19 protein-coding genes are annotated in these 26,795 nt (G+C 34.7%); all 19 read left to right on the top strand.

All coding sequences use genetic code 11. The features are described from left to right. The first annotated feature begins 35 nt into the window (after positions 1–35). The 19 genes from nrfD (at position 36) to IRZ80_RS12455 (ending at position 26,773) form a co-directional block, all read left to right on the top strand. The gene (nrfD, locus tag IRZ80_RS12545) at positions 36–1,439 is read left to right on the top strand and encodes an NrfD/PsrC family molybdoenzyme membrane anchor subunit (RefSeq protein WP_194641909.1); all 1,404 of its coding nucleotides are present in this window, start codon (positions 36–38) and stop codon (positions 1,437–1,439) included. Continuing rightward, on the top strand, positions 1,432–1,956 hold the full coding sequence (locus IRZ80_RS12540) for a DUF3341 domain-containing protein (protein WP_194641908.1): 525 nt from the start codon (positions 1,432–1,434) through the stop codon (positions 1,954–1,956). The genes nrfD and IRZ80_RS12540 overlap by 8 nt, the downstream gene beginning before the upstream one ends. An 8-nt stretch (positions 1,957–1,964) precedes the next feature. Then, positions 1,965–2,513, top strand: a complete 549-nt coding sequence (locus IRZ80_RS12535) for a c-type cytochrome (RefSeq protein WP_194641907.1) — start codon at positions 1,965–1,967, stop codon at positions 2,511–2,513. 30 nt (positions 2,514–2,543) lie between these two features. Then, positions 2,544–3,881, top strand: coding sequence for a quinol:cytochrome C oxidoreductase (locus IRZ80_RS12530; RefSeq protein ID WP_194641906.1), 1,338 nt, complete (start codon positions 2,544–2,546; stop codon positions 3,879–3,881). Positions 3,882–3,900: 19 nt separating this feature from the next. After that, complete coding sequence (locus IRZ80_RS12525) at positions 3,901–5,058, top strand: cytochrome c oxidase subunit II (RefSeq protein WP_194641905.1); 1,158 nt, start codon at positions 3,901–3,903, stop codon at positions 5,056–5,058. Between the two features lie 31 nt (positions 5,059–5,089). Beyond that, positions 5,090–6,886 (top strand): cbb3-type cytochrome c oxidase subunit I, encoded by a 1,797-nt coding sequence (locus tag IRZ80_RS12520; protein WP_194641904.1) that lies wholly within the window; start codon positions 5,090–5,092, stop codon positions 6,884–6,886. Positions 6,887–6,969: 83 nt separating this feature from the next. After that, complete coding sequence (ruvB, locus tag IRZ80_RS12515) at positions 6,970–7,992, top strand: Holliday junction branch migration DNA helicase RuvB (RefSeq protein WP_194641903.1); 1,023 nt, start codon at positions 6,970–6,972, stop codon at positions 7,990–7,992. An 18-nt stretch (positions 7,993–8,010) separates the two neighbouring features. Next, entirely contained in the window at positions 8,011–9,351 is a 1,341-nt protein-coding gene (locus IRZ80_RS12510) for a cytochrome P450 (RefSeq protein ID WP_228520899.1), read from the top strand. Then, positions 9,348–10,274, top strand: a complete 927-nt coding sequence (queG, locus tag IRZ80_RS12505) for a tRNA epoxyqueuosine(34) reductase QueG (protein ID WP_194641902.1) — start codon at positions 9,348–9,350, stop codon at positions 10,272–10,274. The genes IRZ80_RS12510 and queG overlap by 4 nt, the downstream gene beginning before the upstream one ends. Positions 10,275–10,488: 214 nt before the next feature. Further along, the gene (locus IRZ80_RS12500; RefSeq protein WP_228520898.1) at positions 10,489–10,914 is read left to right on the top strand and encodes a CBS domain-containing protein; all 426 of its coding nucleotides are present in this window, start codon (positions 10,489–10,491) and stop codon (positions 10,912–10,914) included. Between the two features lie 149 nt (positions 10,915–11,063). Continuing rightward, entirely contained in the window at positions 11,064–13,346 is a 2,283-nt protein-coding gene (locus tag IRZ80_RS12495) for an NADP-dependent malic enzyme (RefSeq protein WP_194641901.1), read from the top strand. A 150-nt stretch (positions 13,347–13,496) separates the two neighbouring features. After that, the gene (ruvA, locus tag IRZ80_RS12490; RefSeq protein ID WP_194641900.1) at positions 13,497–14,078 is read left to right on the top strand and encodes a Holliday junction branch migration protein RuvA; all 582 of its coding nucleotides are present in this window, start codon (positions 13,497–13,499) and stop codon (positions 14,076–14,078) included. A gap of 24 nt (positions 14,079–14,102) precedes the next feature. Next, positions 14,103–21,287, top strand: coding sequence for a cell surface protein SprA (sprA, locus tag IRZ80_RS12485; RefSeq protein WP_194641899.1), 7,185 nt, complete (start codon positions 14,103–14,105; stop codon positions 21,285–21,287). A gap of 82 nt (positions 21,288–21,369) precedes the next feature. Next, positions 21,370–21,750: a glycine cleavage system protein GcvH gene (gcvH, locus tag IRZ80_RS12480; protein WP_194641898.1), complete on the top strand. Its 381-nt coding sequence runs from the start codon at positions 21,370–21,372 to the stop codon at positions 21,748–21,750. Continuing rightward, positions 21,743–22,138 (top strand): VanZ family protein, encoded by a 396-nt coding sequence (locus IRZ80_RS12475; RefSeq protein WP_194641897.1) that lies wholly within the window; start codon positions 21,743–21,745, stop codon positions 22,136–22,138. Before gcvH ends, IRZ80_RS12475 begins: the two co-directional genes overlap by 8 nt. 99 nt (positions 22,139–22,237) lie before the next feature. After that, entirely contained in the window at positions 22,238–22,981 is a 744-nt protein-coding gene (gene deoC, locus IRZ80_RS12470) for a deoxyribose-phosphate aldolase (protein ID WP_194641896.1), read from the top strand. Positions 22,982–22,997: 16 nt separating this feature from the next. Beyond that, complete coding sequence (locus tag IRZ80_RS12465; RefSeq protein ID WP_194641895.1) at positions 22,998–25,112, top strand: gliding motility protein RemB; 2,115 nt, start codon at positions 22,998–23,000, stop codon at positions 25,110–25,112. 168 nt (positions 25,113–25,280) lie between these two features. Beyond that, on the top strand, positions 25,281–26,183 hold the full coding sequence (cyoE, locus tag IRZ80_RS12460; protein ID WP_194641894.1) for a heme o synthase: 903 nt from the start codon (positions 25,281–25,283) through the stop codon (positions 26,181–26,183). 2 nt (positions 26,184–26,185) lie between these two features. Continuing rightward, positions 26,186–26,773, top strand: coding sequence for a heme-copper oxidase subunit III (locus IRZ80_RS12455; RefSeq protein WP_194641893.1), 588 nt, complete (start codon positions 26,186–26,188; stop codon positions 26,771–26,773). Positions 26,774–26,795: the final 22 nt, after the last annotated feature.

The following is a 26,795-nucleotide window of genomic DNA, read 5'->3' as shown; positions in this document are numbered from 1 at the left end:
ACAAAAATTATTAATTAAGAATCAAATAAAGGATTATGTCGTCTCACTACGAAGCAGCCATTAGAAAACCCTTAGTTATAGGTGATAAGTCTTATCACGATATAACTGTTGATGTAGCCGCACCTATTGAAGGTAAAGCAAATAAACAATGGTGGATTGTATTTTCAATCGCATTAATAGCCTTCCTTTGGGGATTAGGCTGCATTATATACACAGTGTCTACAGGTATTGGTACTTGGGGATTAAATAAAACAGTTGGCTGGGCTTGGGATATTACTAACTTCGTTTGGTGGGTTGGTATTGGTCACGCAGGAACACTTATTTCTGCAGTACTTTTGTTATTCCGTCAGCGTTGGAGAATGGCAATTAACCGTTCTGCAGAGGCAATGACCATTTTCTCTGTAATCCAGGCAGGTTTATTTCCAATTATTCACATGGGGCGTCCTTGGCTGGCATATTGGGTATTGCCAATTCCAAATCAATTTGGATCTCTTTGGGTGAATTTTAACTCGCCATTGCTTTGGGACGTATTTGCAATCTCAACTTATTTATCTGTTTCGTTAGTTTTCTGGTGGACTGGTTTATTGCCTGATTTCGCAATGCTCCGTGACAGAGCTGTTACACCTTTCAACAAAAGAGTATATTCTATCTTGAGTTTTGGATGGAGCGGTAGAGCAAAAGACTGGCAGCGTTTTGAAGAAGTTTCATTAGTTCTTGCTGGTTTGGCAACTCCTCTTGTACTTTCGGTGCATACTATTGTATCCATGGACTTTGCTACTTCTGTAATTCCAGGATGGCATACTACAATTTTCCCTCCATACTTTGTTGCTGGAGCAGTTTTCTCTGGATTTGCGATGGTAAATACCTTACTTATCATTATGAGAAAAGTTATTAATCTTGAAGCTTATATCACTATTCAGCATATCGAATTAATGAACATTGTAATTATGATTACAGGTTCTATCGTAGGTGTTGCTTATATAACTGAGTTATTCATTGCATGGTACTCTGGTGTGGAGTATGAACAATATGCTTTCTTGAACAGAGCAACAGGGCCTTATGCTTGGGCATATTGGGCTATGATGACATGTAATGTGTTCTCTCCACAATTTATGTGGTTTAAAAAATTAAGAACGAGTATTATGTTTTCTTTCATAATCTCAATTGTGGTAAACATTGGTATGTGGTTCGAAAGATTTGTAATTATCGTTACTTCATTACATAGAGATTATTTACCATCTTCATGGACTATGTTCTCTCCAACTTTTGTTGATATTGGTATTTTTATCGGAACAATAGGTTTCTTCTTTGTTTTATTCTTATTGTACGCAAGAACATTCCCTGTTATTGCACAAGCAGAGGTTAAAACTATATTGAAAGCTACAGGAGAAAATTACATTAAAGAAAGAGAAGCTAATAAACATTCACATCATGAGTAATAAAGTTATATACGCCATTTATAATGACGATGATATTTTGATGGATGCAGTAAAAAAGACACGTGCAGCCCACCACCATATCGAAGAAGTATTTACGCCATTTCCAGTTCACGGATTGGACAAAGCAATGGGGCTTGCTCCAACGCGTTTAGCAATTTGTGCTTTTATCTACGGATTGTGTGGTTTGTCTTTTGGAACTTTCTTGATGGACTTTGTTATGATTCAGGACTGGCCTCAAGATATTGGAGGTAAGCCAAGTTTCAGTTATATTGATAATATGCCGGCTTTTGTGCCTATTATGTTTGAAGAGACTGTATTTTTTGCAGCTCACTTAATGGTTATTACTTTTTATATGAGAAGTAGATTATGGCCATTTAAAGAAGCTGAAAATCCTGATGTAAGAACCACTGATGATCACTTCTTGATGGAAGTAGCAGTTAACGGAAATGAAGAAGATCTGGTTTCTTTTTTTGAAGGTACAGGTGCAGTAGAAGTTAAAGTAATTGAAAAGCATTAATTGTAGATATGAAAAGTTTATATAAAATAACGCTTGTATTGGGTTTAATGATATTGGTTTCATCTTGTTTTAATAAAGATAAACCGAACTATCAATATTTTCCAAATATGTATGAAGCTGTAAGTGCAGAAACTTATGCACCGGCTCCAGTTGATGTATTTAAAAACGGTAAAGAAGGCCAGCTTCCTGCTGTTGGTTCAATAAACAGAGGTTTTGAACCTTTCGAATATGAAAATACTCCAGAGGGATATGCTTTAGCGAAAGCTAATTTAAAATCTCCTTTAGATTCATTAGCTAGAAATTCTGATAAAGGAAAAGAGCTTTTTGAAATTTACTGCATTAGCTGTCATGGTGCTGCTGGTGACGGTAAAGGAAAATTGGTAGAAAGAGAAAAATTTCTTGGTGTTCCTAATTACAAAGACAGAGAGATTACTGAAGGAAGTATTTTCTTTGTTGAAACTTATGGTTTAAATGCTATGGGTTCACATGCTAATCAAATGAGTGCTCACGAACGCTGGTTAGTTGCTGACTATGTTCTTAAACTAAAAGCACAATAATAATTGTTGAACAAACTGATCGTAATAGATATGTATACATTTTCAAGTAAATTAAAAACTTTTTCTTTCGTCTTAATGGCCATTGGTTTTTTAGGAATTGGATATGGTTTTTTGAGTGCACCTAAAAATATTCAAGAAGTTGAAGCTCTTCTTGCAGCTGATTCACATGGAGGACATGGTTCTGAAAGTGCTCATGAAGCAGCTTCTTCTGAACATGCGTCTGCTGAGGCAAAACATGATGTTAAAGCTGATTCTGAACATAAAGAACATTTAGAGCATGTATTTCACCAATTAAGCAATAAACCTTGGTCTGCATTATATGTGGCTTGTATTTTCTTTATGTTGCTTTCTTTGGGAACTTTAGCTTTTTACGCTATTCAACAAGTTGCACAAGCTGGATGGTCTCCAGTTTTGTTTAGAGTAATGCAAGGGATAACTGCTTATTTGCCTGTAGGTTCAGTTATATTCTTTATTATACTTGTACTTTGTGGTCTTCACTTTAATCATTTGTTTATTTGGTTAGATCCTGAAGTTGTAAAGCATGATGAATTAATTCAGACTAAATCTGGTTTCTTGAATTTTCCTTTTTGGATTGTTAGAGCTGCAGTATTTTTGACTGGTTGGAACTTATACCGTTATTTTTCTAGAAAAAACTGTTTAGCTCAAGATGAGTCAAATGATAATAGTTTTTATAAAAAGAATTTTAATTATTCAGCTGGATTTTTAGTATTCTTTATTGTTACAGAATCTATTATGTCTTGGGACTGGATTATGTCTATTGATCCGCACTGGTTCAGTACTTTGTTTGGATGGTATGTGTTTGCAAGTTTCTTTGTAAGCGGTATTACTATGATCTGTATGGTAACTCTTTACTTGAAATCTAGAGGATATTTAGAGCATGTAAATACAAGCCATGTTCATGATTTAGCTAAGTTTATGTTTGGAATCAGCGTATTCTGGACTTACTTATGGTTCTCTCAGTTTATGCTGATCTGGTATGCTAATATCCCTGAAGAGATTACTTATTTTATAACAAGAATTCAAGTATATAACCTGCCTTTCTTTGGAGCTGTTGTTATGAATTTCTTGTTTCCGGTTTTAATTTTGATTAATACTGATTTCAAACGAATTACTTGGGTTTTGGTTATGGCTGGAATTGTAATATTGTTAGGTCACTATGTTGACTTCTTTAATATGATTATGCCTGGTACTGTTGGAGGCAGCTGGTTTATTGGTGTGCCAGAAATTGCATCAGTTTTATTCTTTCTTGGATTGTTTATTTTTGTTGTATTCTCGGCATTAACTAAAGCTCCTTTATTAGCAAAAAGAAATCCATTCATAGAAGAGAGTAAACATTTTCATTATTAATATTTAAAGAGATAAACAGATGACAAGTTTGTTGGTAATTATAGTTTTAGTTTTATTGGCTGTTGCTGTTTGGCAATTGACGAAGATATTCGATTTAACGCAAGTTGCTTCGACTTCTGACAATTCGCAAGTTGCAACCGATGATGATAATAATGTACAGGGATATTTGATGTTTGGATTTTTAGCCTTCATCTATATCTTTACAATATATGGAGTTTACACATGGGGTCATTTAGTACTTCATACTCCTGCTTCTGATCATGGTGCATTAATTGACCGCCTAATGAATATTACTTGGGTGTTAATTTTTACTGTTCAGGCAATTACTCAGGTTTTGTTGCATTACTTTGCTTTCAAATACAGAGGTAATAAAGATAAAAGAGCCTTATATTTTGCAGATAACAATAAATTAGAAGCAATTTGGAGTGTTATTCCAGCTGTTGTTTTAGCGGGATTAATCCTTTATGGTTTATATGCTTGGACTAACATTATGTTTGTTGATGAAGATGAAGACACTATTGTTATTGAGTTATATGCACAGCAATTTAAATGGACTGCAAGGTATGCTGGTGCTGATAATGTTTTAGGTAAAGCAAATGTTAGATTAATTGAAGGTGTTAATACTTTAGGTGTTGATTTGTCAGACCCTTATGCTCAGGATGATATTGTGGTTTCTGAACTGCATATTCCCAAAGGTAAAAAGATACATTTCAAAATGAGATCTCAGGATGTATTGCACTCTGCTTACTTCCCATATTTTAGAGCTCAGATGAACTGTGTTCCAGGAATGGTTACAGAATTTGCTTTTACTCCAATTTATACTACAGCTGAATACCAAGCTTTGCCTTATATGGTTGAAAAAGTTGCTAATATTAATGCAATCAGAGCGAAAAAAAGTATTGAATTAGTTGCAAAAGGAGAGCCTGGATTAGATCCATACACTTTTGAATATTTGTTATTATGTAACAAAATTTGCGGAGCTTCTCACTATAATATGCAAATGAAAGTTGTAGTTGATACTCCTGAAGATTATAAAAAATGGTTGAGTGAAAAAACAGCTCTAGTTGCTGAAGTAAAAGCTTCTAAAACTGAACCAGCTGCACCAGAAGCTTCTTCAGCGAAAGATTCAACTGTTGCAAAAGATACTGCAGCTGTTGCGAAAATAGCAATGAAATAATTATTATTAAGAAAATTTAAAGTATAAATATATGTCAGCAGAAGGTCACGATCACGGACACGATCACGAACACGAACACCACCATAAAGACACTTTCATTACTAAATATATTTTTAGTATTGATCACAAAATGATTGCTAAGCAATATTTGTTAACTGGTATCATAATGGGTGTTATCGGTGTAAGTATGTCTTTGCTTTTTAGAATGCAATTGGCTTGGCCAGAAGAGTCTTTTAAGATTTTTAATGTTTTGTTGGGTGATAAATTTGCGCCAAATGGTGTAATGGCTAATGATATTTATCTGGCCTTGGTTACTATACATGGTACCATTATGGTTTTCTTTGTATTGACCGCAGGTTTGAGCGGAACCTTTAGTAATTTACTTATTCCGCTTCAAATTGGAGCTCGAGATATGGCTTCAGGTTTTATGAATATGATATCGTATTGGTTATTCTTTTTATCAAGTGTAATCATGATCTGTTCTCTTTTTGTTGAAGCTGGACCAGCTTCTGCAGGATGGACAATTTATCCTCCTTTAAGTGCCTTGCCACAAGCGATTCCTGGTTCGGGATTAGGTATGACTTTATGGTTAGTTTCTATGGCAATTTTCATTGCTTCTTCTTTAATGGGATCTTTAAACTATGTTGTTACCGTTATTAATTTAAGAACAAAAGGAATGTCTATGACAAGATTGCCTCTTACTATCTGGGCTTTCTTTGTTACAGCAATTATCGGTATCGTTTCGTTCCCAGTATTATTATCAGCTGCTTTGTTGTTGATTTTTGATAGAAGTTTTGGTACTTCATTCTTCTTGTCAGATATTTATATAGCTGGTGAAGTTTTACATTATCAAGGTGGTTCTCCTGTACTTTTTGAACACTTGTTCTGGTTCTTAGGACACCCTGAGGTATATATTGTAATCTTGCCTGCATTAGGAATCACTTCTGAAATTATTGCTACAAACTCTCGTAAGCCAATCTTTGGTTACAGAGCGATGATTATGTCAATTATTGCAATTGCGTTTTTGTCAACAATCGTTTGGGGTCACCACATGTTTATCTCAGGTATGAATCCATTCTTGGGGTCTGTGTTTACATTTACAACATTATTGATTGCAATTCCATCTGCTGTAAAAGCATTTAATTATATTACTACACTTTGGAAAGGTAATCTTCAGATGAATCCAGCAATGTTGTTTTCAATTGGTTTGGTTTCGACTTTCATCACTGGAGGTTTAACAGGAATTATTCTTGGAGACAGTACTTTGGATATTAACGTTCATGATACTTATTTCGTTGTTGCTCACTTTCACTTGGTAATGGGGATATCTGCACTATACGGAATGTTTGCTGGGGTTTACCACTGGTATCCAAAAATGTTTGGAAGAATGTTAAACAAAAATTTAGGTTATGTTCACTTCTGGGTAACTGCAGTCTGTGCTTATGGAGTTTTCTTCCCAATGCACTTCATCGGATTAGCTGGTTTACCAAGACGTTATTATACAAATACTAACTTCCCATTATTTGATGATCTGCAAAATGTTAACGTATTGATTACAACTTTTGCCTTAATCGGTGGAGCTTTCCAATTAGTATTTTTGTATAACTTCTTCGTTAGTATTTTCTACGGTAAAAAAGCGGAGCAAAATCCATGGAAATCTAATACTTTGGAATGGACTACTCCAGTAGAACATATCCACGGTAACTGGCCTGGAGAAATTCCTCACGTACACCGTTGGCCTTATGATTACAGTAATCCTGGACATGAAGAGGATTTTGTTCCTCAGACAGTTCCAATGAAAGAGGGAGAAGTAGTTTTACATCACTAGAATTTCACAAAAATTATATAAATGCCTTTCATTATTGAGAGGCATTTTTTTATTGCAATGATTACTTTTTTTATCTTTATCGAATGAATGAGAATTTAGATCCTACGAATAATAATTTCAGTCCAGAAGAACTTGATATCGAGAAAAGATTAAGGCCATTATCCTTTGATGATTTTTCTGGTCAGGATCAGGTATTGGAAAATCTTAAAGTTTTTGTTGCAGCGGCTAATCAAAGGCACGAGGCTCTTGATCATACTCTTTTTCACGGGCCTCCAGGTTTGGGTAAGACAACTTTGGCAAATATTCTGGCAAATGAATTGAAAGTAGGAATTAAAATTACTTCGGGACCTGTTTTGGATAAACCGGGTGATTTGGCAGGACTGCTGACTAATCTTGAAGAGCGTGATGTTTTATTTATAGATGAAATTCACCGTTTGAGTCCAATAGTTGAAGAGTACCTGTATTCGGCTATGGAGGATTTTAAGATTGATATTATGATTGAATCGGGGCCAAATGCCAGAACTGTTCAGATTAATTTGAATCCATTTACACTTATTGGTGCAACAACTCGCTCTGGACTTTTGACTGCCCCTATGCGTGCCCGTTTTGGAATTTCTTCCCGTCTGCAATATTACACAACGGAACTTTTGACAACTATCGTTGAACGCAGTGCAATGATTTTTAAAATGCCGATTACTATGGAAGCGGCTATTGAAATTGCCGGCAGGAGCAGGGGGACGCCACGTATTGCTAACGCATTATTGAGACGTGTTAGGGATTTTGCCCAAATTAAAGGAAATGGTACTATAGATATTGAAATTGCCCGTTATGCCTTGAAAGCATTGAATGTAGATGCTCACGGTCTTGATGAAATGGATAATAAAATCCTGAATACTATTATCGATAAATTCAAAGGAGGTCCTGTGGGGTTAACTACGCTTGCCACTGCCGTATCTGAAAGCAGTGAAACGATCGAAGAAGTTTATGAACCTTTTTTGATTCAAGAAGGGTTTATTATGCGAACTCCTAGAGGAAGAGAAGTTACTGAAAAAGCCTATAAGCATTTGGGTAAAATTAAAACGAATATACAAGGCGGACTTTTTTAAAATTTTGTGCCAATTGCGATGAAGAAGAAATACAATTATCCTGAAAGACTTTCAATAGTTAATTTCTTTTTAGATGCTGAAGGTATTCGTAAAAATCCGATTCCTTTTCATAAAAAATATTTTGACAAATTAGGTGATACTTTTTCTGTTAGAATAGGCAGGAATAAACATCTGGTTCTGTCAAGGGATAATGAAATAGCCATTTACATATTACAGAAAAACCATAAAAATTATTATAAGTCCAATATTCAGACAGTATATCTGTCAAAATATCTTGGGAAAGGTCTTTTGACTTCCGATGGCGAATTTTGGCTGAAGCAAAGAAGATTAATTCAGCCAGCTTTTCATAAGCAGAAAATGAATGAACTGGTTGTCAATATGGAACAGATTATAGTCTCTGAATTAAATAATTTGCCTGAAGAAAAACCAGTCGATATATTTCCTGTAATGAGTCAGCTGGCATATACTGTTGTTGCAAAATCATTATTTCATCTTTCTGCTTCAAAAGAAAAATTAAATAGAATAAAATTTATTGTTGATGAAGTTCAAAAGTTCTTAATTAAAGAAGTAAGACTTCCGCATAAAGGATGGTGGTTTTATTTGAGCGGAGAAACAAAAAAGCACTTTCTATTATCATTAGAGAACAATAATATTATTAAAGAAATTATTGAGGAGAGAACAGCTTCAGATGTACAAACTAATGATTTGCTGAATATGCTTCTTGAAACACGATATGAAGATACTGGCGAAGGAATGTCAATTTCTCAATTAATAGACGAAATTAAAATCCTTTTTGTCGCTGGTTACGAAACAACTGCAAATGCCCTGACTTTTACGCTTTATCTTTTAGCAAAACATCCTGATGTGCAGCAAAAAGTTTGGGAAGAAATTATAGAAATTGAATCCTATGAAAGTGACACTGTTACTCAGCTGCAGAGGATGACTTATATTAATGCTGTTCTAAATGAATCCATGCGTCTGTATCCGCCAGCTTGGATTGTGGACAGGCAGAATGTTACTGATGATATTATTGGTTCTTATCATATAAAAAAAGGAACGCTTATTGGTATTTCATTATATGAACTGCACCGGAATCCAAAATATTGGAAGAATCCGGACGAGTTTAATCCCGAGCGTTTTTTAGGTGATGAAAAAAAACATTCCATGCAGTATTTTTATCCTTTCGGGGCTGGGCCTAGGATGTGTATAGGTACCGGTTTTGCCATTTATGAAATGTGTCTTACGCTTTTTAAAATTGTAAAAAAATATGAGACAAAACCAGTAAGCGGAGAAGTTCAGTTTAATCCGCTGGTTACTTTGAAACCTGTAGGTGTTGAAGTTTTATTTGCAAAAAGATGACAATCAATTCTAAAGAAATCTATTCTAAATTTATAAAAGCTGAAGCTAAGCGCCTTGGATTTTTGTCTTGCGGTATCTCGAAGGCAGGCTTTCTTGAGCAGGAAGCTCCCCGTTTAGAAAATTGGCTGAATAAAAATTATAATGGACAGATGTCCTATATGGCAAATCACTTTGATAAGCGTTTAGATCCAACTGTATTAGTAGATGATGCCAAAAGCGTGGTTTCCCTATTATTGAACTATTATCCTTCGGAAACCCAAAATCCTGATTCCTATAAGATTTCTAAATATGCGTATGGTCAGGATTATCATTTTGTCATCAGAGAAAAACTTAATGAATTTTTGTTTTCAATTCAGCAGCATATTGGTGAAGTGTCAGGCCGTGCTTTTGTGGATTCTGCACCGGTATTGGATAAGGCCTGGGCTGCCAAAAGCGGTTTGGGCTGGATTGGCAAGAACAGTAATTTGCTGACTCAAAAAACAGGGTCTTTTTATTTTATCGCCGAACTTATTATTGATCTTGATTTAGAATACGATCATGCCGTTACTGATCATTGTGGTTCGTGTACCGCATGTCTGGATGCATGTCCCACACAGGCAATTGTTGCTCCGTATGTTGTTGACGGCAGTAAATGTATTTCTTATTTTACAATTGAACTGAAAGATAATATTCCAATGGAAATGAAAGGAAAATTCGATGACTGGGCTTTTGGTTGTGACGTTTGTCAGGACGTCTGTCCCTGGAACCGTTTTTCTAAACCGCACAATGAGCCTTTGTTAAAAGCCAATCCTGAATTGCTTTCTATGTCCAAAAAAGATTGGATAGAAATTACCGAAGAAACCTTCAAAAAGGTTTTTAAAGATTCCCCTCTTAAAAGATCAAAATTTAAAGGCTTAAAGAGAAATATCCTTTTCCTTGAATAAATTACGAAACTGGCAGTTTTTACTTTTTAATGACTGGTTTTGGACCTAAAAAAACAAATAGATAATTAACATTTTGCATTCTATGACAGAATTTATTTTCAGTATTTTGTTAGTTCATTTAGATTTCAATTTTGGTTTCAAAGATTAAATTTTGATTTTTTTGGTTTTTGTATATCTTTTTTTTCTAAATTTAACTTTCTAAAATTTATCTATTATGACTGTAAATCAGATACTAAGAAAAAAAGGGTCGGAGGTATATTCTATTGTTTCGGACTTTACCGTATTCGAAGCATTACGGGTTATGGGAGAAAAAAACATAGGAGCGATACTTGTAATTGACAATGGAGTTTTAAAAGGGATTTTATCGGAAAGGGATTATGCGAGAAAAATTGTTTTAAAAGATAAGTCATCTAAAAAAACATCTGTAAGTGAAATCATGGAGAGTGATGTTGTAACCGTTAAGCCTTCAGATAATTTGGAATATTGCATGGGATTAATGAGCGGAAGAAGAATAAGACATCTGCCAGTGATTGAAAATGAAGTGATAATTGGACTTGTGTCTATCGGTGATGTTGTAAAAGCTATAATTGAAGTTCAAAAAGAAACAATTAAGCATCTGGATTCATATATTTCACAGTAACAGTGAGTTGAGATTTTTATTAAATAGCTGCATTTCAATGCAGCTATTTTTTTTAGTTATAAATTACATCAAAATAGTAAAAGATTGTGATAAAAGCTTCAGTTTTAAAGCTGGTGGCTTATCTTTGTTACTAGTAAAAAAAATAAAAAATGGACAATAATAGTAAAAGAACCGAAGCGTTATTGTATCACGCTAAACCGACTCCAGGGAAAATACAAGTAGTTCCAACCAAAAAATATGCAACACAAAGAGATTTGTCTTTGGCTTATTCTCCAGGAGTTGCAGAACCTTGTTTAGAAATTGCTAAAGACATAAATAATGTTTATAAATATACGGCAAAAGGAAATCTGGTAGCTGTAATCTCAAATGGAACAGCTGTTTTGGGGCTTGGTGATATTGGACCAGAAGCTTCAAAGCCCGTAATGGAAGGAAAAGGTCTTTTGTTCAAAATATTTTCGGATATTGATGTATTTGATATTGAGATTGGAACTAAGGATGTTGAAGAATTTATACAGACTGTAAAAAATATAGCACCAACATTTGGAGGCATAAATCTAGAAGATATTAAAGCACCAGAATCTTTTGAAATTGAGCGCAGATTAGTGGAAGAACTCAATATTCCTGTGATGCATGATGATCAGCATGGAACGGCTATTATATCTTCGGCAGCTTTGATTAACGCATTAGAATTGTCTGATAAAAAAGCTGAAGATGTAAAAATGGTTGTTTCCGGAGCAGGATCTGCAGCTATTGCATGTGCCGATTTGTATGTTTTATTGGGAGTAAAAAAAGAGAACATTTTAATGTACAACAGCAAAGGTCTTTTGACAAAAGATAACCCTAATCTGTCTGAATTGCAGCTTAAATATGCAATTGATGGTGCTTCTATTAGTCTTGAAGAAGCAGTAAAAGGATCGGATATTTTCTTAGGACTCTCAACAGCTAATGTAATGTCAGCTGAAATGTTATTGTCAATGGCAGCGAACCCAATCGTTTTTGCAATGGCAAATCCAAATCCTGAAATTGCCTATGATCTTGCTGTTGCTACACGTAAAGATGTAATTATGGCAACAGGACGTTCGGATCATCCTAATCAGGTTAATAATGTACTCGGGTTTCCATATATTTTCAGAGGAGCACTTGATGTTCGTGCTACAAAGATAAATGAGGCTATGAAAATGGCAGCTGTAAAATCTCTTGCAGCACTTGCTAAAGAGAATGTGCCTGAACAGGTAAATATAGCGTATGGTGCTACAAAACTGGTTTTTGGAAGGGAATATATTATCCCGAAGCCTTTTGATCCAAGATTAATATCTGAGGTTGCTCCTGCGGTTGCAAAGGCTGCTATGGAATCTGGGGTTGCATTGAATCCAATTACAGATTGGGATAAGTATAAAGAAGAATTATTGGAACGTCTTGGTAATGACAATAAAATGATTCGCCTGATTACCAATAGAGCAAAAACAGATCCTAAACGAATTGTCTTTGCCGAAGCTGAACAATTAGATGTTTTAAAAGCGGCTCAGATTGTTTATGAAGAAGGTATTGGTTTTCCTATTTTATTAGGGAATAAAGAAATTATATCTGAGTTAAAAGGCGAACTGGGTTTTGATGCTGATCTACAGATTATTGACCCAAAACTTAATGAGGAGGAAGAAAGAAGAACCAGATATGCAGCTGTACTATGGGAATCTAGAAAAAGGAATGGAATCTCGTTTTATGATGCTGAAAAGTTCATGAGAGAACGCAATTATTTTGCGGCCATGATGGTAAACACTGGTGAAGCAGATGCAATGGTTTCCGGGCATTCCAGAAGTTATCCCTCGGTTGTTAAGCCGCTGCTGCAGATTATAGGGAAGGCACCTAATGTTTCGTTAGTAGCGACAACTAATATTATGATGACAGCCAGAGGACCAATGTTTTTATCAGATACTGCAATAAACGTGAATCCAACGGCAGAAGAATTAGCAAAAATTGCTGTCATGACTGCTAACACTGCAAAAATGTTTGGTGTCGAGCCTGTCATAGCAATGGTGTCGTATTCAAATTTTGGTTCTTCAGGAAATCCAAGTGCTTCAAAAGTAAAAGAAGCTGTAGCCTACCTGCATGAGCACCATCCTGAAATTATTGTAGATGGTGAGGTTCAGGCTGATTTTGCCTTAAACCCGGATATGTTATCTGCTAAATTTCCTTTTTCAAAATTGGCAGGCAAAAAAGTAAATACTTTGGTTTTTCCAAATCTTGAGTCAGCTAATATTACATATAAGTTAATGAAGGAACTGAATAAAGCGGGATCAATCGGGCCGATTATGATGGGAATGAAACATCCAGTGCATGTTTTCCAGTTAGGAGCAAGAGTAGAAGAAATGGTAAATATGGCTGCAATAGCAGTAATTGATGCTCAAGAAAAAAGCGCAAGATTGAAAGGATAATAATAGCAAAATACTTACGATTAAAATTTGAGGTTTTAAGAAAGAAATGACATCTGTTAGTTTACATCCGGAAATGAGTAATCTAATATCAGCAGTGCATTTATCTTTTAATCTCAAATTTTTATTATATTTGAATAGATAATTTATTTTATGATAGCACATTTGCAAGGAAAATTAGTAGAGAAAAACCCCACCGAAGTGGTAATTGAATGTGGCGGAGTTGGTTATCATGTAAATATATCCCTTCATACATATGCTTTATTGCCTAATACAGATTTTATTAAGCTGTTTACTTATCTGCAGATAAAGGAAGATGCACACACTTTGTTTGGTTTTGTTGAGAAGTCTGAAAGAGAAATTTTTAAAATGCTGATATCAGTTTCCGGAATTGGTGCAGGCATAGCACGAACAATGCTTTCGTCTCTGGAACCCAAGCAGATTATTAATGCAATTGCTTCTGGTGATGTTGCAGCAATTCAGAGAATAAAAGGGATTGGAGCCAAAACTGCCCAAAGAGCCATACTCGATTTAAAAGAAAAAGTGTTAAAATTGTATGATTTGGACGAAGTTTCAATGATGCAGAGCAATACTAACAAAGATGAAGCGTTATCTGCTCTAGAAGTTCTTGGTTTTGTTAGGAAGACTTCTGAAAAAGTTATTGAAAAAATCATTAAAGAAGATCCAGAGGCTACTGTGGAAACAATAATTAAAAAAGCTTTAAAAAATTTATAAGGTCATTTACCAAGCCTAATTGATATGCATAAAATATACATTTTTTTGCTGGTATTTTTTTGTGGCTTCGTGTCTCAGGCTCAAGTGCAGGATGCTGTTCAGGATACTATAAAAAAAGGATATGATGTTGGAGAGCTTCAATTAGCAAATCCTAAAAGCATATTGTCTGCCTATACCTATGATCCAGTTACTAATACTTATGTTTATACCAGTTCGGTAGATGATTTCAATATCAATTATCCTATTGTTTTAACTCCAGCAGAATATGAAAAACTGATGTTAAAAGAATCCATGAATCAGTATTTTGGAAAAAAACTGGATGCTATTGATGGAAATAAAAAAGGGAGCGATGCGGCAAAAAAAGATTTATTGCCTCGTTATTACATAAAATCAGGACTTTTTGAATCTATTTTTGGGAGTAATACTATCGACGTAAAACCTACCGGATCGATTGAAGTAGATTTAGGATTATTGTATACTAAACAAGATAATCCAGCATTCTCACCCAGAAACCGCACAAATACTTCATTCGATTTTAATCAGCGGATAAGTATGAGTCTGTTGGGTAAAGTTGGTACAAGACTTAATGTGAATGCTAATTTTGATACCCAATCCACATTTGCTTTTCAAAATTTATTAAAACTGGAATACACTCCGGCAGATGATGATATTGTCCGAAAAATTGAGGTTGGAAATGTCAGCATGCCTTTAAACAGTACTTTGATTCAGGGAGCTCAAAGTTTATTTGGGGTAAAAACCGAACTGCAGTTTGGTAAAACTACAGTTACAGGGGTTTTCTCTGAACAAAAATCGCAGGCCAAAAAAGTAACGGCCCAAGGTGGCGGAACCATTCAGGAATTTGAAATGTATGGTTTGGATTATGATAATGACAGGCATTTCTTCCTGTCGCAATATTTTAGAGACAAATACGATGCTTCGTTAAAAGATTATCCTTTCATTAAATCCAGAGTTCAGATTACCCGGATAGAAGTATGGGTAACCAATAAACAAAATAGGGTGAATACTACCAGCAATAATTTAAGAAATATTATTGCACTTCAGGATTTAGGAGAAGCTCAATTAACAGGTTTGCCTGATGGAAAGGTTGTAGTACTGGAAGATGGTGCTTCTGGAGGACCTCCAGCAGGAATGTTTCTTAAACCTGTGAATTCTCCTGCCGATAATGGAAACAATAATTACGATCCAGCTAGAATTAAGTCTGGGAATGGTTATCTGAATAGCAATATTAGAGAAATTGTAACCGCCAATGATGGTTTTTTGCTTCCTGGGAGCACTAAGGCCAGTGAGGGCCAGGATTATTCAAAGTTAGAAAACGCTCGAAAGTTATTGCCTAACGAATACACTTTTCATCCACAGCTAGGATATATCTCCTTGCAGCAAAGATTAGGAAATGACGAGATTCTGGCTGTAGCTTATCAATATTCGATTGGAGAAAATACATACCAGGTAGGGGAATTTGGGAATGACGGTGTCGAAGCAACAGTGGTTGGAGGAAGTCAGGGTTCTAATCAAACTGTTGTTTCTCAGACTTTAGTATTAAAAATGCTAAAAAGCAGTCTGCTAAATGTTGCAGATCCAGTTTGGAACCTGATGATGAAAAATATTTATCAGATTCAGGGAGCTTATCAGTTACAGCAAGAAGACTTTAGGCTAAATATATTATATAAAAACCCATCTGCGTTAAATTATATTACACCAGTTACAGGTCCTAAATTTCCGCCAAATCCCGATCCTGCCGTTACGGTTGATAATACTACTTTATTAAAAGTCTTAGAAGTAGACAAACTCAATTATAATAATGATCCCCAAGCAGGCGGTGACGGTTTTTTTGATTTTATTCCTGGGATGACCGTCGATACTCAAAACGGAAGATTGATTTTTACAACTAAAGAACCTTTTGGGGAATTACTGTTTTCTAAGTTGAAAACTAATGACTCTGCCGAAAATTATAATGATGTATCTACTTATAATGAGAATCAGAAAAAATATGTGAATCCTTATATGTACAGCGTTACACAAGCAAAGGCAATTCAATTTCCAGAGCTGAATAAATTTCTTTTGCGCGGTAAGTATAAAGCTGTAGGCAGTGACGGAATTCCAATAGGAGCTTTCAATGTTCCTATAGGTTCTGTGAGAGTTACAGCAGCGGGCAGGGTTTTGGTGGAAGGAGTAGATTATAGCGTTAATTATCAGTTAGGAAAAGTCCAGATTCTAGATCCTTCTCTTCAGGGATCTAGTACGCCAGTCGAAATTTCGTTAGAAAATAATTCGGTTTTTGGTCAGCAGACCAGAAGATTTTTTGGTGTGAATGTCGACCATCTAATTTCTGAAAACTTTATGGTTGGTGCCACTTTTTTGAATCTAAAAGAAAAACCATTTACCCAAAAATCCAGTTACGGACAAGAATCTGTCGATAATAGTATATTTGGACTGCATGGAAATTATTCTTCTCAGGTTCCATTTTTTACCCGTCTGGTTAATAAGCTTCCTAATATAGATACAGATGCTCCTTCATCTGTTACAGTAAGCGGTGAGTTTGCTTATTTGATGCCGAATGCATCTAAAGGGGATAAGTTTGAAGGAGAATCTACCATATATGTTGATGATTTTGAAAGTTCTCAGTCATCAATAGATCTGCGTTCTCCATATGCATGGGCTTTATCTTCTACACCGGCAAATAGCAGCAGAAGCACTTATAATTTTAATGGAAACTCAGAAGGGCTGGACTATGGTTTCAAAAGAGGAAAACTTTCATGGTATTCAATTGATCCTGTTTTTTACACTTCAAAACCGTCAGGAATAACCAATGATGATTTGTCTACCAATGCAACAAGGAGAGTTTATAGTGAAGAGTTATACCCGTTAACAGATATTGTTCAGGGGCAGTCACTTGTTGTGAGTACTTTCGATTTGAGTTTTTATCCAAAGGAACGAGGTCCTTACAATAATAATTTAAATGTTTCTGATACACCCAGAGAAAATTACGGAGGAATTATAAGATCTTTAAGTTCTACAAATTTTGAGCAAAGCAACGTGGAGTATATCCAGTTTTGGGTTATGGATCCTTATGTAGGAGCGGGGAAAACATCAAATACAAATTCAGGTAAAATTTATTTTAATTTGGGCGAAATCTCCGAAGATGTTTTGAAAGATGGTCGAAAAGTCTATGAAAATGGTCTTGGACCCGATCAGGTTTTGGTAAATCCACCGCCAGTTTGGGGTAATGCACCAGCGTCGCAATCATTGATTTATGCTTTTGATAATAATGAAAACAACCGTATCAATCAGGATATTGGTTTTGATGGACTTGCGTCAAAAGATGAAGCAAAAGTATATAACAATTATGCCTCTGATCCCGACCCGGCGGCAGATGATTACACATATTATCTCAATACTACAGGCAGTGTGCTTGATCGGTATAAAAATTATAATGGGGTCGAAAATAATTCAACGGTTAATATTAATTCCCCTAACAGAGGTTCTACAACAATTCCAGATGTTGAAGATGTGAATAGAGATAATACGATGAATACTATTAATGCGTATTATGAATACAGCATTGATATGAAACCAGATATGAAAGTGGGGCAGAATTATATTTCGGATGAACGAAATACGGTTGTAACCTTGCCAAACGGTACTACTACAGATGCAAGATGGATTCAGTTTAAAATCCCTATTTCTCAGCCACAGGATACTATTGGAAAAATTTCAGATTTTAGGTCAATTCGTTTCATGAGAATGTTCATGACCAATTTTACAGATCAGGTTACTTTGCGTTTCGGTGCTTTAGATTTAATGCGAGGAGAATGGAGACGTTATGCAAATTCATTAGATCCTAATGATATAAATGTTAATGATGATGCAACTGTTTTTGAAACGGCCTCGGTTAATATTGAAGAGAACTCCAATAAATGTCCTATCAATTATGTAAGTCCGCCTAGTGTTAAAAGAGAACAGCTGTATAACAATAATACGGTTGTCAATCAGGACGAACAGTCTTTGTCAATGCGGATTTCTGGAGGTGGTTTAGAACCTTTGGACGGGCGCGGTGCTTTCAAGAGTTTCAATATTGATATGCGTCAGTATAATAAACTCAAAATGTTTCTGCATGCAGAATCTTTGCCGTTTGAAACCGAGTTAAAAGACAATCAGATGGTTGCTTTCCTGCGTATTGGGGCCGATTATTCTAATGATTTTTATCAAATAGAAATTCCGTTAAAGGTAACAGTAGCTTCTTCTTCATCTGATAAAAACTGTCCGCCGACTAGTGCTGATTTAGTTTGGCCAACAGATAATGAGATCGATTTATCTTTGAAATTATTGACGGATTTAAAATTGAAGTCCTTAAAAATTGACAAAACGACTTTGCCTGCAGATGGAATTTATTATTCGGATGATGATCCAAATGTAAAAGACGGAGATGGGGACAGTAAACTGCGTTTGGGGATAAAAGGAAATCCAAATTTAGGTCTGATTCGAAATATTATGCTTGGGGTTAAAAGTAATGAACCCCATCAGGATATTAAAGGAGAAGTTTGGTTCAATGAACTCCGTTTGGCGGATATGGATAATAAAGGCGGGATAGCTGCTTTGTTAAATGTCGATACAAATTTTGCAGATTTAGCAACAGTTTCATTCACAGGAAATATGAAAAATTTTGGTTTCGGAACAATTGAGCAAGGACCAAATGAAAGAAGCAGAGAAGATATTCAGCAGTATAATGTAGTAACTAATATTAATTTAGGAAGGTTTCTGCCGAAAAAATGGGGTGTTAATCTGCCTTTTAATTATTCGGTAGGAGAAGAAATTATCACGCCGGAATATGACCCGTTTTATGAAGATATTAAATTAAAACAGGTTTTGGATGATGCCGATACTGACGCTGAAAGAAAAGCCAAACGGACTCAGGCAATAGATTATACCAAACGTAAAAGTATCAACTTAATTGGTGTGAGAAAAGATCGGAGCGCAGAGAAAAAACCAATGCCTTATGATGTAGAAAATTTCACTTTTTCACAGTATTACAACGAAGTTGAGCGTCATGATTTTGAAATAGAAAAAAATGTTGATCAGCAGTCCCGAACAACATTGGATTATGCTTTTGCATTTCAGCCAAAACCGGTAGAGCCTTTTCAAAAAACAAAGTTTATGAAAAAAAGCACCTATTGGAAGTTTTTGAGCGATCTTAATTTTAATTATCTGCCTTCCAGCGTTACTTTCAGTACCAATGTGATTAGACAGAGTAATGAACAGCAGTTTAGACAGGTTGAAGATATTGGTATTGGTTTTGAGCCATTGTTCAGAAGGAATTTTGGATTTAACTATCAATATGGATTTAATTTTAATCTGACTAAATCTTTAAAAATAAATTATACTGCAGCTTCCAGAAATTTAGTTAAAAACTATCTGGACGAATTTAATGAACCCATTGATAATGTAACTATCTGGGATGGTTATCTAGACACGGGAACTGCTAATTTTCATATGCAGCAGTTTATTTTGAACTATGAAATACCGCTGAATAAAATTCCTGTTTTAGGTTTTATAAAGGCTAATTATTCTTATACTGGAGATTACAGCTGGCAAAAATCTTCTGAAGCTTTAAATAATGTGTCTATTGGGGATGTATCTTACGATTTAGGGAATACGGTGCAAAATGCTAAATCGAGCACTCTTAATACAACTTTCAATATGGAAACTCTTTATAAATATATAGGGATTTCTAAAAGTGCTCCTAAAAGCCCCCCAAAAACTTTGGCACCGCCAAAACCAGGTGAAAAAATTGTCAAATCTGATCCTATAAAACAGATTAATCATAATCAGTTTATTGACGGTTTGAAGGGTGTGCTCACGAGTGTGAAAAATATTCAGTTGACTTTTACAGAAAATCAAGGAACAGTTTTGCCTGGATACACGCCAAGTGTTGGTTTTTTTGGATCGTCGAAACCAACTTTAGGTTTTGTTTTTGGAAGCCAGAGCGATGTTCGCTTTGAGGCGGCCAAGAATGGCTGGTTAACCAATTATCCAGAGTTTAATCAAAACTATGCTACTGTAAATAAACAAGAGTTTAAGGGTTCTGCCAATTTGGAAATAATCCCTGATCTTAAAATTGATCTGCTGGCAGACCGTTCATATTCTGAAAATTTTTCAGAACAATATGATGTAACAACAGATAATGGTTCCTTAAAATATAATTCTAGGTCTCCTTATAATTATGGAATATTCTCCATTTCAACGCTACTGATCGGAACTTCCTTTTCAACAAGTAATGAAGTTCGTTCTACAGCTTTTGATCAGTTTAGAAATAATAGGCTTACTGTGGCTAACAGGCTTGCTGTGGAAAGAGGAATAGATATTACAAATCCTGCTAATCTTGATTCGAAAGGTTTTCCGCTTGGTTTTTCAAGCTCGAGCCAAGCTGTTTTACTGCCTTCATTTTTGGCTGCTTATTCAGGAAGCAGTGCTGATAATGTTTCTTTTGATATTTTTAAAAGTTTTCCAGTCCCCAATTGGGCAATTACATACAATGGATTGATGCGGTATGAGTTTTTCAAAAAAACTTTTAAACGTTTCTCATTGAAGCAAAATTATAGGGCTTCCTATACCGTTAATTCTTTTAGATCTAATTTTAATTACACTAAGGATCCTAATGGATTAGATGACAGCGGTAATTATTACAGTCCGACTATTATGTCGAATGTTACTTTGGTAGAGCAGTTTAATCCTTTGGTGCGCATCGATTTTGAATTAAAAAATTCGTTTAAATTACTGACTCAGATAAATAGGGACAGAGCTTTGTCTATGAGTTTTGATAATAATTTATTAACGGAAGTGCATGGAGTTGAGTATGTTGTTGGGTTGGGATACAGAATTAAAGATGTAATTTTTTCTTCTAAATTGGCCGATAATCCAACAGGTATTATAAAAAGCGATATTAATATTAAGGCCGATTTGACTTATAGAGACAGCCAGACTATTGTACGTTATTTAGATTACGATAATAATCAGTTAGGAGGCGGACAAAATATATGGACATTGAATACTACGGCAGATTATTCTTTGAGTAAAAACCTAACTATAATCTTTTATTACAATCATTCGTTTTCTAAGCCGGTTATTTCGACTTCATTTCCTTTAACCAATATTAGTTCAGGATTTACATTCCGCTATAATTTTGGAAATTAATTTTTAAAAATCTAAACCATATTTGTACATAAGATTGTTACATTTGTGCAAAAAATAATTATTAATTATCAATTATCATTTTATGAGCATACCAGCAAATTTAAAGTACACTAAAGATCACGAATGGGTAAGTCTTGAAGGCGATGTTGCAACCGTGGGAATTACACATTTTGCGCAAAAAGAGTTAGGAGATATTGTATATGTTGAGGTAGAAACATTGGATCAGACTTTAGATAAAGATGAGGTTTTTGGTACAGTTGAGGCAGTAAAAACAGTATCTGATTTATTTCTTCCGTTATCAGGAGAAATTATTGCTTTCAATGATGCTTTAGAAAGTGCTCCGGAAAGCGTAAATTCAGATCCATATGGTGATGGATGGATGATTAAGGTAAAAATATCGAATGCTTCTGAAGTAGAACAATTACTTTCAAGTGAAGAATATAAAGAACTTATAGGTGCCTAAAAAATATATTCTGTTTTTAATTGCTTTATTTTGGGCAGGAGTAATTGCTTATTTTTGCTTAGTAAAATCTAGTGATCTTCCAGTTGTAAATATTCCAAATATTGATAAGTGTATTCATACTTTTTTTCATTTTGTATTTACATTCGTGTGGTTCCTGTTTTTTAGAAAGCAGTTAAAATTTAAATACGATTTAAAGCCTTTATTATTATCTTTATTACTGTCGGTGGTTTTTGGATTATTAATCGAGCTGTTGCAGGAATTGTTTACTTTGACAAGACATGCCGATGTTTTGGATGTTGCTGCTAATTTGACAGGAGCAGTATTGGCAGTTTTAGCAGTGCTGATTTGTAATAAATTGAATATTTTAAGTTCTATATTAAAAAATTAATTCCCACTTCGGTGGGTTTTTTTGCTTCTGTTGCGGCTTGTTTGAAGCCATTTCATCCGAATAACGTAATTTTGTCTTTTAATTTCTTAGATTGTGAAAATGGATATTAAGAATTATTTAGATTCTACCTATTTAAAAACAAATAGTCAGGCTGGATTAAGCGAAAGTGAAAATAAAGCTGTTGCTAAAGATTTTATTCAGGAAGCGATAGACGAGGGATTTAAACTGATAATGATTCGTCCTGATAGAGTTGCTTTGGCTAGAAAAATGATTGCTGATGCTGATTCAAAAGTTTTAATAGGAACGGTTATAGATTTTCCTGAAGGAACATCTTCTATTGATAAAAAGCTGGAGGAAGCATTTGAGTGTATTCAAAACGGTGCTGATGAGCTGGATTATGTTTGCAATTATGGCGCCTTTAAGGCTGGAAATACTGATTTGGTTAAAGATGAAGTTTTAAAAGGCACTCAGCTGGCACTCAATAATAACAAAATTGCAAAATGGATTATTGAAGTGGCAGCATTGAATAATGTTCAAATCGCAGCGATTACTGCATTAATAAAAAATGTGGTTATTGCTAATTTTAGTCCTGAATCATATGGTTCTGTTTTTGTAAAATCATCAACGGGTTTTTATAAAACTGAAAACAATCTGCCTAATGGTGCTACCATAGCTTCAATTACAATAATGCTTGAAAATGCTGGACCGCTTCCTGTAAAAGCGGCTGGCGGTGTAAGAACTTATAATGAAGCTGTTGAAATGGTAGGGCTTGGAGTGAAACGTATTGGCACATCGGGAGCAAAAGCTATTGCAAAAGGAGAAGAAACTTCTTCGGAATATTGATTTTACACAAAATAAAATGATTAAAAAAGTACTAACTCTTCTTTTAATTTTTTCTGCATTTGTAATAAATGCACAAACTCCGGATAATAAAAATTCTGAATCTTCGGATGAACGTTTTCCTGTTTTTTCAAATTGTAAAAATTTAGAAAATCAAGATTTGGAAAATTGTTTTTATAATGAAGTACAGCAGTTTGTATTTCAAAATTTCCAAGTGCCCGAAAAATTAAAGCAGAGCCAATATAAAGGAACTGTAAAAGTGCTTTTTGAAGTTAATTCTAAAGGTAAGTTCGAAGTGCTATTTGTAAATTCAAATAATGAAGAACTGATAGCCGAAACCAAAAGAGTTTTTGGAAGTTTACCTCAAATAGATCCGCCAACTTATAATGGAAATCCAACGTATTCGAAATTTAATATAAGTATTGCGATACCATTATTGTCTCCCGAAGAGATAGTGGCAGCTGCAAAAGCTAAAAAAGAAAACATCAATATTAATGCAGGTTTGACAGAATTAGACAGCATTGTTAACAAACGTTTTGATAATCCTCAATTTACAAGTCATTTAAGTATTCCTTTTTCTCATAGTTATTATGCTCAGTTTGATGAGGCAATGAATAAAGTTGGAAGTAATAATCATACTGCTTCGAAGCCTTATACTTATTCTGAAGTTGAGAAATATTATAATTTTCAAAAGGTCAATGCGGGTTTAATGAAGAATAAAACGAGCTGGTGGGGACGAAAAACATGGAATGAAAATTTAGCCGAAATTCAAGGAGAAGGGTATTGGTTTGCTGTAAATTTTTTATTTAATGTTCAAGGCGGAATTTCTAACCCTAGTAAAAGTGATTATACATATGTAAATACAAGAGCTCTTAATTTTAAAGCTGGTCTTGGATCCCGTTTTAATTTTACGACAACTTTTTATGAGAGCCAAGGACGTTTTGCCGATTATTATAATGATTATGCTAATTCAATAAAGCCGTCTGGCGGGAATCCTGCAATTGTTCCTGGAATAGGTATTGCCAAGCAATTCAAAACAGATTCTTATGATTTTCCTTTGGCAGATGCCAATATTACGTATAATGCCGCTAAGTTTTTGGATCTGCAGTTAGGATATGGTAAAAATTTTATTGGAGATGGATATCGTTCGCTGTTACTAAGCGACGGAAGCAGTCCATATCCTTTTTTTAAGATTAATGCCAATTTTTGGAAAGTTAAGTATACTGTAGATTATATCTGGCTGAAGGATGTTCGTCCTGATGTCACAGTAGATAAAACCTATGCAACAAAATATGCAGTAAATCATTATTTGAGCTGGAATGTTTCAAATAGACTGAACTTAGGTTTTTTTGAATCTGTTGTTTGGACTAATACAAACGGAAGAGGTTTTGATGCTAATTTTGTAAATCCGGTTGTTTTTTACCGCGCTGTTGAGTTTTCTTCTTCTTCCAAAAGCGGTAATGCTCTTTTGGGACTGACTTCTAAATATAAATGGAATAATCAGGTAAATCTTTATGCGCAGCTTCTTATTGATGAATTTTCTACAGGTGATATTTTTGCCGGAGAAGGAAGCTGGAAAAATAAATTGGGCTATCAGTTTGGAGCAAAATATTTCAAGGCTTTTAATGTTGATAATTTAACACTGCAGTTAGAGTTCAATCATGTGCGTCCTTATGTGTACTCACATAGTGAGCCAATTACAAATTATGCTCACAACAACCAGAGTTTGGGACATCAATGGGGAGGAAATTTTCAGGAATTGGTTTTGTTAGGTTATTATACTAAAGATAGGTTTTATGCTAATACTAAGCTTACTGTTGGCACGCGCGGTTTTGATTTTGATACTGCAGCTGATAAGTTCAACTACGGGCAAAACATTTACAAAGACTATGATTTGAATAGGCCTTATGATAAAGGTGTTAAAGTTGGGCAAGGAAATAAAACGAGTGTTTTTATTTCAGAAGTTCAAGTGGGTTATTTAGTAAATCCAGCCACTAACTTTAAATTTTTCGGAAACTTTTTATTTAGGAATTTTGATCCGACAGCTAATACTGCGACTGTTTTTAAAAATCAAACAACTTGGTTTACAGTTGGATTTAGATCAGATGTTTTTAATTGGTATTTTGATTATTAGTTTTATTGGATTATAAACAAAGAATTGAAACTCAGTAATTACTAATTGTGCCGTAAAAACCGACTAAAAAAATATCTGTTATTTCAAATGTATAATTCATAGACTGTTTTTGAATCTTACTTTGTATATTTGCAGCAGTTTTCAAAAAATACACCAATTTTATCTGCATTGAGTACAACATCAAACCCTATTTCGTTCAAGTCTATTTATGTTGATTTTAAGGCAATTACAAAAGCTGGATTAGCTATAAGTGTTGTTTTTTCTTCAATTGCAGGTTATGTTCTTGGATTTGATGACACTCATTCTTTTAGTTTCTTGATTTTGCTGAAACTGGCAATTGGAGGATATTGTATGGTTGGGGCTTCCAATGCTTATAATCAGGTTATAGAAAAAGATTTGGATGCTCTGATGGACCGTACCAAAAATCGTCCTGTTGCATCTGGAAGAATGTCTCCCCGTTTGGCATTGATTGTAGCAAGTTTCCTTACGCTTTTAGGAATAGCTTTACTGTATACGATAAATCCAAAATCGGCCATGTTTGGTGCAATTTCGATTTTTTTATATACCAGTATTTATACACCGCTGAAAACATTAACACCGCTTTCTGTTTTTGTTGGTGCTTTTCCTGGAGCAATACCTTTTATGTTAGGATGGGTTGCTGCTACAAATGAATTTGGGATAGAAGCAGGAACCTTGTTTTTGATTCAGTTTTTCTGGCAATTTCCTCATTTTTGGGCTATTGGCTGGTTTTTATATGAGGATTATGAAAAGGCAGGTTTCTTTATGCTGCCTACTGGCAAAAAAGATAAAGGAACTTCACTGCAGATTATTTTGTACAGCGTATGGCTGATAATCGCATCATTGCTGCCTGCGTTGGGATATACAGGGCGTTTGTTTATTTCGCCGATAGCTGCAGTTTTGGTGTTATTCCTTGGACTTTGGGTTCTTTTTTATGCAGTTCGTCTGTATCAGATAAAAACAGCAAAAGCTGCGAGAACATTAATGTTAGTTAGTGTTTCGTATATAACGTTATTACAATTAGTATATATAGTAGATAAATTTTTAAGATAATTATGGAAGTTACAATGACAGCCGAAGATTATAAGTCAAGAACGGCAAGATCGTACAAGCTGATTTTACTGTTCGCTATGGTGAGCATGACAATGATGTTTGCAGGTCTCACTAGTGCCTATGTGGTAAGTCAGTCAAGAGCAGACTGGCTGAAGGATTTTCAATTGCCATCTGGTTTTTATTTTAGTACTATAGCTATTATTGGATGTAGTGTTACATTTCATTTAGCTAAAAAAGCAATTCAAAAAGACAATCAAAAGAAGACTACCTCGTTGCTTTTGGCTACTTTGGCTTTGGGTATTGCATTTGTAGTACTGCAGTTTGTTGGTTTTGGACAGATAGTAGAAAACGGGTATTATTTTACAGGAAGTGCAAGTTCTATTACTACAACATTTTTATACATTGTAGTAATTGTTCATTTATTGCATCTCGCTGGAGGTATGATATCATTGCTGGTTATTATTTATAATCATTTTAAACAAAAATATAATTCAACTCAAACTCTTGGAATAGAACTAGGTGCGATGTACTGGCACTTTCTTGATTTCTTGTGGGTTTATTTATTTTTATTTTTATATTTCTTTAAATAAGAAAAAAACGTAAATTTGGGAA

It is taken from the genome of Flavobacterium sp. HJJ, from assembly GCF_015351475.1.
In the GTDB taxonomy this organism is placed as follows: domain Bacteria; phylum Bacteroidota; class Bacteroidia; order Flavobacteriales; family Flavobacteriaceae; genus Flavobacterium; species Flavobacterium marginilacus.
This window is presented reverse-complemented; position numbering and strand designations above follow the sequence as displayed.

What these genes read in the sequence shown, in the direction of transcription:
- nrfD (WP_194641909.1), top strand. Translation starts at nt 36, where the DNA reads ATGTCGTCTCACTACGAAGCAGCCATTAGAAAACCCTTAGTTATAGGT.
- IRZ80_RS12540 (WP_194641908.1), top strand. Translation starts at nt 1,432, where the DNA reads ATGAGTAATAAAGTTATATACGCCATTTATAATGACGATGATATTTTG.
- IRZ80_RS12535 (WP_194641907.1), top strand. Translation starts at nt 1,965, where the DNA reads ATGAAAAGTTTATATAAAATAACGCTTGTATTGGGTTTAATGATATTG.
- IRZ80_RS12530 (WP_194641906.1), top strand. Translation starts at nt 2,544, where the DNA reads ATGTATACATTTTCAAGTAAATTAAAAACTTTTTCTTTCGTCTTAATG.
- IRZ80_RS12525 (WP_194641905.1), top strand. Translation starts at nt 3,901, where the DNA reads ATGACAAGTTTGTTGGTAATTATAGTTTTAGTTTTATTGGCTGTTGCT.
- IRZ80_RS12520 (WP_194641904.1), top strand. Translation starts at nt 5,090, where the DNA reads ATGTCAGCAGAAGGTCACGATCACGGACACGATCACGAACACGAACAC.
- ruvB (WP_194641903.1), top strand. Translation starts at nt 6,970, where the DNA reads ATGAATGAGAATTTAGATCCTACGAATAATAATTTCAGTCCAGAAGAA.
- IRZ80_RS12510 (WP_228520899.1), top strand. Translation starts at nt 8,011, where the DNA reads ATGAAGAAGAAATACAATTATCCTGAAAGACTTTCAATAGTTAATTTC.
- queG (WP_194641902.1), top strand. Translation starts at nt 9,348, where the DNA reads ATGACAATCAATTCTAAAGAAATCTATTCTAAATTTATAAAAGCTGAA.
- IRZ80_RS12500 (WP_228520898.1), top strand. Translation starts at nt 10,489, where the DNA reads ATGACTGTAAATCAGATACTAAGAAAAAAAGGGTCGGAGGTATATTCT.
- IRZ80_RS12495 (WP_194641901.1), top strand. Translation starts at nt 11,064, where the DNA reads ATGGACAATAATAGTAAAAGAACCGAAGCGTTATTGTATCACGCTAAA.
- ruvA (WP_194641900.1), top strand. Translation starts at nt 13,497, where the DNA reads ATGATAGCACATTTGCAAGGAAAATTAGTAGAGAAAAACCCCACCGAA.
- sprA (WP_194641899.1), top strand. Translation starts at nt 14,103, where the DNA reads ATGCATAAAATATACATTTTTTTGCTGGTATTTTTTTGTGGCTTCGTG.
- gcvH (WP_194641898.1), top strand. Translation starts at nt 21,370, where the DNA reads ATGAGCATACCAGCAAATTTAAAGTACACTAAAGATCACGAATGGGTA.
- deoC (WP_194641896.1), top strand. Translation starts at nt 22,238, where the DNA reads ATGGATATTAAGAATTATTTAGATTCTACCTATTTAAAAACAAATAGT.
- IRZ80_RS12465 (WP_194641895.1), top strand. Translation starts at nt 22,998, where the DNA reads ATGATTAAAAAAGTACTAACTCTTCTTTTAATTTTTTCTGCATTTGTA.
- IRZ80_RS12455 (WP_194641893.1), top strand. Translation starts at nt 26,186, where the DNA reads ATGGAAGTTACAATGACAGCCGAAGATTATAAGTCAAGAACGGCAAGA.